This window comes from Facilibium subflavum, assembly GCF_003574485.1.
Classification (GTDB): domain Bacteria; phylum Pseudomonadota; class Gammaproteobacteria; order Francisellales; family Francisellaceae; genus Facilibium; species Facilibium subflavum.
Window position 1 is genome coordinate 35681 of the sequence record NZ_QLIT01000031.1, and the last position, 12629, is coordinate 48309.

At 37.4% G+C, this 12629-nt stretch carries 10 protein-coding genes; 4 read left to right on the plus strand and 6 right to left on the minus strand.

The window, feature by feature from the left end:
* Positions 1 to 42: 42 nt before the first annotated feature.
* Positions 43 to 1035, minus strand: coding sequence for a type IV pilus assembly protein FimV (locus tag DNK84_RS02650; RefSeq protein ID WP_119343025.1), 993 nt, complete (start codon positions 1033 to 1035; stop codon positions 43 to 45).
* Between the two features lie 349 nt (positions 1036 to 1384).
* On the opposite strand from DNK84_RS02650, the gene DNK84_RS02655 reads away from it, so the two are divergent.
* Positions 1385 to 3208 carry a leucine-rich repeat domain-containing protein gene (locus DNK84_RS02655; protein WP_119343026.1) on the plus strand — a complete coding sequence of 608 codons (1824 nt, stop codon included), beginning with the start codon at positions 1385 to 1387 and terminating at the stop codon, positions 3206 to 3208.
* Here the strand turns inward: DNK84_RS02655 and murJ are convergent.
* Complete coding sequence (gene murJ, locus DNK84_RS02660; RefSeq protein WP_119343027.1) at positions 3205 to 4779, minus strand: murein biosynthesis integral membrane protein MurJ; 1575 nt, start codon at positions 4777 to 4779, stop codon at positions 3205 to 3207. The genes DNK84_RS02655 and murJ overlap by 4 nt on opposite strands.
* A 40-nt stretch (positions 4780 to 4819) precedes the next feature.
* On the minus strand, positions 4820 to 6223 hold the full coding sequence (gene asnS, locus DNK84_RS02665; RefSeq protein WP_119343028.1) for an asparagine--tRNA ligase: 1404 nt from the start codon (positions 6221 to 6223) through the stop codon (positions 4820 to 4822).
* A 203-nt stretch (positions 6224 to 6426) separates the two neighbouring features.
* Here asnS and prpB point away from each other — a divergent pair, with 203 nt between their 5' ends.
* Positions 6427 to 7284, plus strand: a complete 858-nt coding sequence (gene prpB, locus DNK84_RS02670; protein WP_119343029.1) for a methylisocitrate lyase — start codon at positions 6427 to 6429, stop codon at positions 7282 to 7284.
* Positions 7285 to 7379: 95 nt separating this feature from the next.
* The gene (gene acnA, locus DNK84_RS02675; protein ID WP_119343030.1) at positions 7380 to 10070 is read left to right on the plus strand and encodes an aconitate hydratase AcnA; all 2691 of its coding nucleotides are present in this window, start codon (positions 7380 to 7382) and stop codon (positions 10068 to 10070) included.
* A gap of 109 nt (positions 10071 to 10179) precedes the next feature.
* On the opposite strand, the gene DNK84_RS02680 is transcribed toward acnA, so the two are convergent.
* A complete protein-coding gene (locus DNK84_RS02680) occupies positions 10180 to 10410 on the minus strand; it encodes a DUF378 domain-containing protein (protein WP_119343031.1) in 231 nt (76 codons plus the stop codon).
* 243 nt (positions 10411 to 10653) lie between these two features.
* On the opposite strand from DNK84_RS02680, the gene DNK84_RS02685 reads away from it, so the two are divergent.
* Positions 10654 to 11463 carry a helix-turn-helix transcriptional regulator gene (locus DNK84_RS02685; RefSeq protein ID WP_119343032.1) on the plus strand — a complete coding sequence of 270 codons (810 nt, stop codon included), beginning with the start codon at positions 10654 to 10656 and terminating at the stop codon, positions 11461 to 11463.
* Here DNK84_RS02685 and DNK84_RS02690 read toward each other — a convergent pair.
* Positions 11425 to 12195, minus strand: a complete 771-nt coding sequence (locus DNK84_RS02690) for a hypothetical protein (RefSeq protein ID WP_119343033.1) — start codon at positions 12193 to 12195, stop codon at positions 11425 to 11427. The genes DNK84_RS02685 and DNK84_RS02690 overlap by 39 nt on opposite strands.
* Before the next feature lie 11 nt (positions 12196 to 12206).
* On the minus strand, positions 12207 to 12587 hold the full coding sequence (locus DNK84_RS14190) for a response regulator transcription factor (RefSeq protein WP_162902172.1): 381 nt from the start codon (positions 12585 to 12587) through the stop codon (positions 12207 to 12209).
* Positions 12588 to 12629: the final 42 nt, after the last annotated feature.

A 12629-nucleotide genomic window follows, 5' to 3' on the forward strand; every position in this document is an offset into this window, starting at 1 on the left:
TAGGATCAGGCTTATTATATAAAATGTGGTTCTACCACATGTTTAGTGTAGGAAAAAATATTTCTGGTAAAGTGCATCAATTTCTTTCCATCTGGCATCATCATAAGGCAAAAGATTTGCAGCCAAATAATCACGCTCACTATTAAATGAAATAGCATCACCATCAGCACCATAGACTTCTAAGAGTTTAATGCGAATGTCGAGGTTTTTAGAGTTGTGATTAAGCGCTTCTTGTAAAATAGCCTTAGCATGTTGAATATCACGGTCTTGAATGAGCTTATCGGCTTGCTGGAGAACTTTTTTTACATCAACAGCTTTAGCTTTTAATGGCAAGGTGGCTTTTTCCTGAGGCTTGTCATCAGACAGATCTTTTTGATAGAACTGATCCTTCATTTTTTTGGCAGAAGTGTTGGCTTTATACCTTTTAATGCGTCTACGCCATAAAAACAAAATAACGATGACGACTAAAAAGATAATAAACCAGGGCAGGTCATTTGAGGATTTTTCTTTTTCTTGAATGGTTGTTTTATTTGTGTTGCGATCAGCGTGCGGCACAATTGTACCACTTGCCGGTATGACTGATTCGTTATTATTGCTGATGTCAGTAAGAGGTGCGTTTGGTGATGTGTTTTCCTTTACGGTATTTGATGAAGTATTTGTTGCTGGTGTGGATGTTTTTGTCACTGTTTTGGTGGTTTGTGTTGGAGCGGTTGCTGGTTGTGGCTTTAAGTATTGTGTGTGACGCAAACGATAAAGTTTTAATCCATCATCTACCTCAGCTTGCGTGGTCGGGATTAAAAGCTTCTGATTAATATTGATGATGTTATCATTGATGGATGGGTTTTCTTTTGCATTAATTCCTTTGATAGCAACAACCATATCTTTATTAGATATATTTTTAATAGGGTTTTTTGAAGCGATTTTCCAAAGTGAGTCACCAGGTTTTACCGTATAGGTTGTAATCGCAAATACAGATACACTGGCACCAAAAAGAATAAATAATAACAAGGCTTTTGCAAAACAGGCTAAGCGCACAGTAGCAGGCTCCTGGTTTTTCTTAGATTATATATAACTAGATTGTAATCGAAAAAAAAGCCAATGCCTATAATATTTGCCGGTCAATTTACATATTTGGATAGGTAGTTCTGGCTTTGCTTAATTTGTTTTAACTTGGGACTTCTTTAGCATAGCGATTAAATAAGCACAAGTTGTTCGCAAATCAATTTTTGATTGAAATATGATTTAAGGTATGCACAGTTTGATCTGTGAAGATTTCTTTAAAATCACCTAAGTATTGTGGTGGCTTTCCCACGTTTTAATCCAGATAATTTTTGATTATTATTTTTTAAGGTGAAAGTGAACATCCAGTAAAAAGGGAAGCGCTATGGGAAATATACAAAACAAGCCTAAAATTGATAGTAGAAATCCGAAAGATATACGTATTGATATGTTCAAAGCTCTAATAATAGATGCCCAAGAAACAGGTGAGCTTAATTTATTCAACCTATCATTGGACAGTGATGACTTACAGAAGCTAATGTTGAATATTATTGAGGGATCACCTAATATTAAAATTTTAAATTTAGAGGGTAACCCTGATATAAAGTTGCTACCGACGACAATTGGACAGTTGAAAGAGCTTGAAAAATTAAACCTCAATGATTGTAAATTAAAAGGGTTGCCTGATGAAATTGGCCATTTAACAAAACTTAAACGTTTGCAGGCATCAAATAACAAGATAGAAAATCTGCCTGAGAGTGTTAAAAATTTAACGCAGTTAGAAAAACTAGAGTTAACAAAGAATAAATTAAGCAGTTTGCCTATTGGCATAGAAAATTTACAATCCTTAATCACGTTAACCTTGGCTCAGAATAAATTTGTAAGCTTACCTGAAAGTATTTATCAGTTGCAAAAACTTACATATTTATATCTATCGAGAAATCAATTAGAAGCCCTTCCAAATGGGATTAGCCAGCTAGGAAAATTAAGAATGCTTTGTTTAGATGATAATCAAATCAGGACATTGCCAGATGATATTGAAAACCTAAGTGCAAGTGTGTTTATTAATTTAGATGATAACCCATTAGCACAACAAACGGTTGAGCTTATAAATGCCTTAAATAATGAAGGGTTGAATATCGAGTATAATATGGTCGCTTATGAAGAACCTATCCAATGGCAAGTTGTGTTTGATAGGCTTAAGCCAGCGTTAGGCGAGGTCAATATGATTCAAGAAATTATTGCACAGGATGAAAATTTGCAAGATTTTATTTCAAAGGCTGGTGCCTCATCTTTGTATCAATCAAACCCAGAAATTATCCATAAGGGCCTTGCTTATTTCTTAGAAAAACTGACCGGTGATGAAGCGGAAAATGTAAAGGAAATCATTGGATTACATAGTACGGATTGTGCGACACCCGTTACAGATTTATGTGTGCAAGGCTACTTGCAAAAATCAAATGAAGAAAAAACACCTTTACCTGAGGGATTAATCACTAAACTTGCTGTGGCGGATTATATTACAAAAAACAAGCAGTACTTTTGTCTGAAAAATAATGAGGAGGTTGAACAATTAAATGGATTGTTAAATGTCCTTTTTCTTAAAGATGCTTGGTTGTATCAAGAAAATAAGGTAAAAGTAAAACATGACAATGACCTTTTTTCATGGAGCAATCATATTCAGTTTGCTTTTAGCCAAATTAGTAATGCTACAAAACAGTCTTTTATTAAAGCTTTTTTACAAGTTGGTGATAACAATGTACCACTAAAGGATAATCAGGGTTATTACCTGATAGACCAGCAAAAGCTTGATAAAATTACTGAGCGTTATAAAGCTAATAGCTTAGGGTATCAGCCACAAGAAGCACTTAGCTTGCTAAGTAAAGCTTATGATACACTTATCAATAAACTGCAGATAGCACAATACACTGATTTCTCAGCCAGTAGTGTGCCTATAGTAGATGCATTATTTAAAGATAATATACATAAAGATTATGTGATAGAGCAACTAAGAAAACAAGCGAATATCTCTGAATCTGATTCAGTGACAGAAATGCATAATAAAGTAGAGAGTTTTTTGGCTCAGGTAGACAAAGAATTAGCAGAATATACTAAGAAATCATCAAGTAATAACAATATGACTTTTTTTACTTCACAAGTTCAAAGTAATATGGGAAATGAAAAAGACACATTAGGCAAAAATTTTTAGATAGTATCGTTTTTATGTAAAGCCATGTCCTGCTGTTTAACCCTCAAAAGCCAAAGCAAGGCACCATAGCTTATAAGTCCTAGGATAACTAATCCTGCAAGCCAGCTGATTCGCTTAAAAAAGGAAAGCTTTAGCCAATCGCTAATGTCGCCCTTACAGACATATAAAATAACTGCCATTACAATGCTTGCCAGTAAGATACGTAAAATAAAAGTAACAAGTTGTTTATTCACATGAAAGTGATACTTGCGGTGCAGTAGTAGATAAAGCCCAGCTGCATTTAATATGGCAGTAAGTGTTGTTGAAATTGCCAGGGCCAAATAGCCTAGTGAATATGCCTTTAAAAAGTAAACCAATATGAGGTTGCTGATAATATTAAATAACAGGCAAAGCGCACCAATTTTAACAACAGGCTTCGTTATGCCATAGGCATAAAGTGCTGAGATAAAAACTTTAATCAAAACAAAAGCGCTTAAACCAATTGAAAAGGCAATTAATGCACGTTGAGATTGCATTACATCAAAAAGGCTAAAGGCGCCATAATGAAACAGGGTGATCAATATTGCTGATGATAAGACACACATGGCAAATGTTGCAGGAACGCTTAATAAAAAAACCCATTTAATTGCCCAGTTTAGTGTGTGATTAAAATGTGTGGCTTGGCGTTTGTATTTGCTTAAACTAGGAAGAATAATCGTTGATAGGGTTAAACCAAATATGCCAAGTGGAAATTGATTGAGTCTGTCAGGATAGTATAGCCAGGATAAGCTGCCTGTTGTCAAAAAAGAGGCAAATACAGTCTCAATTAATAAGCTTATCTGGATAATAGAGGCGCCAAATATTGCAGGTAATATTCTTTTGAGGATACGTTTGACCGTTTTTATTGGCCATTTGATTACAGGGGTAAGATGAAAGCCTAACCGCCATAGTGCGTAGATATGAAAACAACATTGTAAGATGCCGGCGATTAATACAGACATAGCCACTGCATAAATGGGAATGGAAAACTTCGATGAAAAGCAGATAAAACTAATCATGCATACATTGAGAATTACGGGCGTTAATGCGGGTAAGTTAAAACGCTGAAGACTATTTAACAAGGCGGCAAAAACAGCGGTTAACGACATCAAAAATATATAAGGGAACATGATAGCAAGCAGGTTTTTTGCAAGATTTAATCGCATGGGATCATCATAAAATCCAGGTGCAAAGAGCAATACCCACAGTGATGAAAATATCATGCCAAGCACGCTTAATAATAAAGTAAAGCCACCGATATAGCTAATTAACTGGCGTAAGATAAGATTTTGCCTTTTTGGTTTATCTTGTAGATGAACAAAGCTTGGTGTCAATGCTTGGGTAATCGCACCTTCAACAAAAAGCCTGCGAATAAAATTAGGCACACGAAAGGCAACCAGAAACGCTTCCATTGTGGCGCTTGCACCAAAGTATTTGGCAAACAGCATATCACGGATAAAGCCTAAGATGCGGGAGATCAACGTAAATAAAGCAACAAATATGCCAGGCTTAGCAAGTGTTGTAGTTTGTTTTGAATTTTTTTTCTTAATCATTTTTTACTTAATTTACGTGCCAAGTTCGCTGTAGTTTTACCTAGAACCTAGCATTACCGGGGGTGCGCGGAAATGGGATTAAATCACGCACATTACCCACACCTGTGATATAGCCTAAAAGCCGCTCAAACCCTAAACCAAAACCGCTGTGTGGCACACTGCCGTAACGGCGTAGATCTCGATACCAATACAAGCCTTTGGCATCAACGCCGGTTTCTTCAATGCGCTTATCAAGAACATCCAAACGATCTTCACGCTGGCTGCCACCAATGATTTCCCCTATGCCAGGAACCAATACATCCATGGCAGCAACGGTTTTATTATCATCGTTTAACCGCATGTAAAACGCTTTGATATTTTTGGGGTAATTCATGAGTATGACCGGCGCTTTGAAGTGTTCTTCGCATAAGAAGCGTTCATGCTCAGATTGTAAGTCCAATCCCCATTTTACCGGGTATTCAAATTGTTTGCTGCTTGCTTTTAAAATATCAATCGCGTCGGTATATTCAAGGCGAACAAACTTGTTGTCAAGGACATGCTTAAGTTTGTCCTGCAAACCTTTCTCGACAAATTGATTAAAGAAATTAATATCATCCTCACGTTCAGCCAATACTTTTTGGATTACAGCCTTTAATAATTTCTCAGCCAAATCCGCATCGTCATTTAAATCAGCAAAGGCCATTTCCGGCTCAATCATCCAAAACTCAGCTAAGTGGCGCGATGTATTGGAATTTTCTGCACGAAAGGTTGGCCCAAAAGTGTAGACGTTTGACAATGCCATACAATAGGTTTCAACATTTAATTGGCCTGAAACCGTTAAAAAAGTCTCTTGCCCAAAAAAGTCTTTTGTGTAATCCACTTTGCCGTTATTGTTTTTAGGGAGATTAAGCTGATCAAGTGTGGATACACGAAATAACTCACCGGCACCTTCACAGTCATTGGAGGTTAAAATAGGTGTGTTAACCCAGAAGAATCCATTGTCATTGAAAAAGTTATGGATCGCTGCAGCAAGTGTGTGGCGCATGCGTGCCACCGCACCAATAATGTTTGTTCTCACTCGCAAATGGGCATGTTCACGCAAATGCTCCATTGTATGGCGCTTTGGTGAGACAGGGTAGCTTTCAGGATCATCAATCCAGCCATGAACGAAAACGTTATCTGCCTGAATCTCAACAGATTGTCCTTTGCCTTGTGAGGCAACAAGCTTTCCAGTGACCTCCACAGCGCAGTCTTTTGTAAGCCTTATGATTTCAGTTTCGTAGTTTGACAGTGTGTCAGGCGCAACTGCTTGAATCGGATTGAAACAAGAGCCATCATGGATCGCTAAAAATGAAATACCCGCTTTAGAGTCGCGTCGGCTTCGAATCCAGCCGCGAACGGTGACTTCTTTGCCGATTAATGCTTCATCGGCAAAGAGCTTTTGTATTGTATAGACACTACTCATATAACCAATTCCTTTAATATAACAATTGTAGGTTTTAAAATTTAATCGGCAATTATAACCGATTTATTATTAAATGTCGGTGGGATTTTGTTAGAATTTATGCTCATTATAAAAACTAAAGTATTGTATAGTTTTTATGGGTGGCTAATATCCATACATTATCGTAATCTTGGTATTAATATTTCACAATAAAGGTTTAAAGTATGGAGTTTACATCATTAATCAAACAACAAAATATTCTACCAATTATAGGAACACCCACCGCACTGACAGCAGTTATGGCACAAAAAGCAGGTGCTAAGGCCATTTATTTATCAGGCGGTGTTTTAGCTGCAAATCAATATGGTTTGCCAGATTTGGGACTGACTTCTTTAGATAATGTGCTAATTGAAGTAAACCGTATTACCGATGTCTGCGATTTACCTTTATTGGTTGATATTGATACCGGCTGGGGTGGGCTTTTGGGGACAACGCGTGCGGTAAAAAAGCTGATAAAAGCAGGTGCAAGTGGCCTTCATATTGAAGATCAGATCGATATCAAGCGCTGTGGTCATCGACCGAATAAACAGCTTGTGAATATTAAGGCGATGCAAGATAGAATCAAAGCTTGCGTTGATGGGAAAACAGATGAAAATTTTATGATTATGGCGCGTACTGATAGCTTTGCATCAGAAGGCTTACAAGGTGCAATTGATCGAGCTCATGCTTATATTGAAGCTGGTGCTGATAGCATTTTTGCTGAGGCTTTTACAAGCCTTGATGATTATCAAACATTTACGCAAAACTGTTCGGTTCCCGTATTAGCCAATATGACAGAGTTTGGTAAAACCCCATGTTTTACCCAGGATCAGTTAGCGCATGCTGGCGTGAAAATGGCATTATATCCTGTAACATTGGCAAGGATGATGAATAATGCGGCACAAACAGCAATAGAGACTATTTTACAAAAAGGAACGCAAGAAAGTATTATTCCTTATATGCAAACACGTCAAACGCTTTATGAAGTGTTAAATTATTATGATTATGAAACAAAAATTGATCACTATATGGACGAGCAATGATGACGCTTGCCACTGCTGTACAAAGCCTGTCAAATCCTTTAATATAGCCAAAAATGTATTGTGAAAAATAATAAACTTAAAGAGGAGACCTCTTAATGACGGATCTTAAGCGATCAGCAAAAGTATTGCTTGAAAGTAATGGGCAGGAATATATTGCTTATTCTTTACAGAAACTAGCTGCTGAAACTGGAAAAGATATCACACGTTTGCCTTATTCTATTCGTGTTTTAGCTGAAAATCAGTTGCGTAATATCGATAACTATAAAGTCAAAGAAAGTGATGTTAAAAGTGTATTGGATTGGGATGCAAAAGCCAAAGTGCGACCTGAAATTCCACACATGCCAGCACGTGTTGTAATGCAGGATTTTACAGGCGTGCCTGCAGTGGTTGATTTAGCGGCAATGCGTCAAGCCATTAAAGATGCAGGTGGTAATGCAGATAAAATCAATCCTTTGGTTGATACAGCGATGGTGGTTGATCACTCAGTTCAAGTAGATTTTTATGGCTCTAAAGATGCTTTGAAGAAAAACGTTGCCAAGGAATATGAGCGTAACAGTGAGCGCTATAGCCTTCTTAAATGGGGACAAAAAGCCTTTAATGATTTTACCGTGGTACCACCTGGCATGGGTATTATCCATCAGGTAAATCTGGAGTATTTAGCCAAAGGGGTGCTTGTTAAAGAAATCGATGGCGAGCATGTAGCTTATCCGGATACTTTGGTCGGTACGGATTCACATACAACCATGATCAATGGTATTGGAGTCATGGGCTGGGGTGTTGGTGGTATTGAAGCTGAAGCAGTCATGCTTGGCCAGCCTTATTATATGGTTTTACCTGATGTTGTTGGTGTAAAACTTACGGGTAAACTACGTGAAGGTGTCAGTGCAACAGATCTTGTGTTACGCATTACTGAGTTATTACGTCAACATGGTGTTGTTGGAAAATTTGTTGAATATTATGGTGAAGGTTTAAATCATTTATCTTTACCAGATCGCGCGACGATTGCCAATATGGCGCCAGAGTATGGCGCAACCATGGGCTTTTTCCCGGTTGATCATGTGACAATGGAGTATTTTAAACAAACTAACAGAAGCAAATATATGGACTTGGCGAAAAAAGTCTATGAAGAGCAATATTTATTCCGTCATGATCCATCAGAAGAACCTGAGTATTCATCTATCATTGAGCTTGATATGTCAACGGTTGATTCAACATTAGCCGGACCAAAGCGTCCACAAGATCGTGTTGCAATGCGTGATTTGAAAAAGCGTTTCAATGAGTGCTTAACAGCAGAATCAGGTCTTCATGGGTTTGGCTTAAGCAAAGAAGATGTACAAAAGTCAGTCCCTGTAAAAGGTATGGATCACCAACTAAAACATGGTGATGTGGCAATTGCAGCGATCACCTCTTGTACGAACACATCAAACCCTTCAGTTTTATTGGGTGCAGGGCTTTTGGCAAAAAAGGCCGTTGAAAAAGGTCTTAAAGTCAAGCCTTATGTGAAAACGTCACTGGCACCTGGGTCACAGGTTGTGACACAATATCTGGAGAGCTCAGGTTTACTGAAATATTTGGAAGCATTAAAATTTGATATTGTTGGTTATGGCTGTACGACTTGTATTGGTAACTCAGGACCACTGGATCAGCCAATTATTGATGCTGTTAATGAAGGTGATTTGGTTGTTACCTCAGTATGTTCAGGTAACCGTAACTTTGAAGGGCGTATTAATCCAGATGTTAAGGCGAATTATTTAGCCTCACCGATTCATGTGGTAGCCTATGCAATTGCCGGTACCGTTGATTTTGATCCTGAGAATGACCCAATTGGCCAGGATCAGCATGGTAAAGATGTCTTTTTAAAAGATATCTGGCCAAGCACACATGATATTGCCGAGCTTCAAGCAAAAGTGGTTAATGCTGAGATGTTCGAAAAGTCTTATGCCACCATTTTAGATGGAACAGAAGACTGGCAGAAACTTTCTGCACCAAAAGGGAAGTTATATGAGTTTGATGAAAAATCTACCTATATTCAATGTCCAAACTTCTTTGAAAACTTTGCGGATGCTGGCAATGGCAGTTTGGATATTAAAGGTGCGCGCACTTTATTGATGTTGGGTGACTCGGTAACAACTGATCATATCTCGCCAGCTGGTGCCATTCCTGAAGAATATCCGGCAGGTCAGTATCTAAAAGCACATGGCGTTGAGAAAAAAGATTTTAACTCTTATGGCTCGCGTCGTGGAAATCATGAGGTTATGATGCGTGGTACCTTTGCGAATATTCGCATTCGAAATCTTCTAGCACCAGGTACTGAAGGTGGTGTAACCAAATATCATCCAGATGGTTCCATTCAATACGTGTTTGATGCGGCGATGAAATACAAAGAAACAGGTACACCTTTAGTTGTGTTAGCTGGTAAAGAGTATGGCACAGGATCTTCGCGTGACTGGGCAGCTAAGGGGACTTTCCTTTTAGGTGTTAAGGCGGTTATTGCTGAAAGTTATGAGCGGATTCATCGCTCAAACTTGGTTGGCATGGGTGTTTTGCCATTGCAGTATCTAGAAGGCCAAAGTGCAAAATCATTGGGCCTTGATGGTAGTGAAAAATTTGATATCGCAGGCCTTGATAACCTTAAACCACGTCAAAATGTGAAGGTGAAAGCGGTGCGTGATAATGGTGAAGTGATTGAATTTGAAGCATTAGCGCGATTAGATGCCGACGTGGATGTTGATTACCTGAAAAATGGTGGCATCTTGCAGACGGTTTTGAAAAACATGATGTCATAATTAAAGTAAAGATCAAAAATAAGCAGCAAGTATTTTGCTGCTTATTTTATCGCCTGTATAACGGTATTGCCCGGTTTTTATTTTTTCCTTTTATATATTAATTGTAAAATTACTCATGAGTTGATTGGCTGCTGGTTGGGCAGGATTTCTTGCAGCACTCTTTAAGCATTGGGATGCAGATAAGTGCAGCCAGGCCAACCAGAATATAGATAATTCTTTCGAATATCCATAAAGAGCCAAAGACAAAATGGACAAAATTGAAATTAAAGATACCAATCAGTAACCAATTCAGTCCGCCAATGATAATAAGTAATAATGCGATCCATTGTAGACACTTCATGTCATATTCTCCTATGTTATTGACTTACTGGCCTTTAAAGATAGGCCCATAGTAAAAATAGATGATATTTTTTACTTTGCAAGAAAGTGTATAAATTGTGCTTTGTTTTCGTGGGAAAATCACAAGCATTCCTGTGTTACATGTATAAAAATAAGTTCATAGATTGTAAAGCGATCAATTTTAGTTGAGTTATTCCCTAGACATGTTAGAATTTTCTTTCTTAAGAAAGAAACGCTTTTTAATATGCCAAGTTTTGAAGACATTCAGCAGGTGGTGTTACCCAAGCATATTGCAGGTTTTGAAAAGTTGGCGCGTCCCTTTATTGAAAAGTTTCAAATAAAAGAGCTTATTTTAAATAAATATCTACCTAATGGTGATGTTTATGATGTTATTTTATATCGTGGAGCTGCTTCAGAGCGTTATGTGGCTGAAAAGGGTTATTTAAATGAGCCAATGGCAAACTATAAAAGCATGTTGGCTTTGCCACGTATATTTTCAGAAAATGGCTTTATTTCTGAGTTTCGCCAACAAAATCATCCCATTTTTCAACAAGATATACTTTATTATTGCCAGCCGGATAGTCATGGCAATATGTTTCGTCTATCCATGGTGTTTGATGCAGAAAAGCTTACCTTATTGCATTTAGCGCATCAACATACTTTTCGCCACTTTATCAATTATATCGATTCGATATTACAGAATATGATTTCATTTGAAGAGTTTCGCTTATCTCAAGATTTTGTTTATGATGAAAGCGTTTCAATCAGTAATCCTGTTTTTCCAAAAAAAATGGTAGCAATGGCGAGTCGACTGACAAAAAAAGAAATTGAAGTTGCCCTAATGATAGTCGCAAAAAATGTTATTAGCATAAGTGAGCTTGCAAACTATCTTCATCTTTCTTATCGAATGTGCGAAGATTACGTTTATCGCCTTCGAAATAAATTGAATCAGACAAGCTTTGAGCAGCTTGTACTATTTTTAATGAAAAATGAGCAGTTAATAAAAAATTGTCTTTTATTCACGCATCAAAAAGTGATAAAACAAGCCCTGTAATATCGTCGGTTTATGGTGAATAAATACAGCAAGATCTAAGCGATTTATACACGCTAATTGCTGACACATTTTGTGGATTGCATATTCTACCGCACGCGGGTTTACCTTAAGGATTTTCTCAATGTCTTTGGTTGGAGTGTGGTTGTTATATAGACAAGTTAATATATCAATGTCAAGCTGTCGAATTGTTTTTAAGGATAGCATGGACAGATCTGGTGTATTTTGCGCGTTGTTTTTGAAGTGATATGTACAAGTTCCTATGCTTTTTAGATTAGCTACTTTCGCTTGGTGCATCACTAGCAGTTGATCCGTAAATTCCTGGTATATCTGTGAATTATTAAGGTAGTAGTAACGCATAGTTGAGTTGTCAATGGGGGAAATAAATACGGATAAGCTTACATCAGGGTGGAAATTGATACAATAGAAATAATTATGCCACGGAGCTTGTTTATCGGGTTTTATTTTTTGGTCTTTAATTGATGCCAATAAGCTGCAGATAGGTGCATTTAAAAATAGACAAGGGTTTAAAAGGGGAGTGCTTTTTTGCGTTAATAGCATTTGGATGATGATATTTATTGATATGCTAAGCTTTGTAGGAGAGTATAGGCAAATAGCATCCTTTTGAAAATTGATTACCAGCCAGCCTGCTGGATCTATAAAAGGTAGTTTTGGTAACTGGGTTAACGGAATTTTAAGATGTTTAATCGTTATGTGCTTTTGTCGTGTGGACATCGAAATGTTCGTCAAGTTAAGTAATAGCTAGTTTGTGAAAGTTGTGCATATTCAATCAGTTCAATTTTATGTTTGATATCCAGCTTATGATAAATATTTTCGATGTGTTTATCAACTGTACGTTTAGAGATATAAAGGTGCAAAGCAATTTCTTTATTGGAATGTTGTGGGTAGCTGGCTAAATGATTCATCAGCATAAGTTCTTTGCTTGAAAGCGGTGATTGCTGTGGTACAAGGTTTATATGTTGTGGGATATTATTAAATTGAATTTTCTCCTGTGTAGGCACTTTTTCCCAGTAAGGCGTTTTTAATAAATCATTGAGTAGCTTTTTAATTTCGTTGATTACCAGATGATTATTAAATAGCTGGTAAGCAAATAGAGGACTTTTCACGCGACTGCTAACAAGCAGATATCCACTGCGCGGGCGATAAAA

Coding starts and splice junctions, on each gene's coding strand:
- asnS (WP_119343028.1), bottom strand. CDS start 6,223: ATGAGTAGTGTCTATACAATACAAAAGCTCTTTGCCGATGAAGCATTA.
- DNK84_RS02685 (WP_119343032.1), top strand. CDS start 10,654: ATGCCAAGTTTTGAAGACATTCAGCAGGTGGTGTTACCCAAGCATATT.
- DNK84_RS02690 (WP_119343033.1), bottom strand. CDS start 12,195: ATGTCCACACGACAAAAGCACATAACGATTAAACATCTTAAAATTCCG.
- murJ (WP_119343027.1), bottom strand. CDS start 4,779: ATGATTAAGAAAAAAAATTCAAAACAAACTACAACACTTGCTAAGCCT.
- DNK84_RS02655 (WP_119343026.1), top strand. CDS start 1,385: ATGGGAAATATACAAAACAAGCCTAAAATTGATAGTAGAAATCCGAAA.
- DNK84_RS02680 (WP_119343031.1), bottom strand. CDS start 10,410: ATGAAGTGTCTACAATGGATCGCATTATTACTTATTATCATTGGCGGA.
- acnA (WP_119343030.1), top strand. CDS start 7,380: ATGACGGATCTTAAGCGATCAGCAAAAGTATTGCTTGAAAGTAATGGG.
- prpB (WP_119343029.1), top strand. CDS start 6,427: ATGGAGTTTACATCATTAATCAAACAACAAAATATTCTACCAATTATA.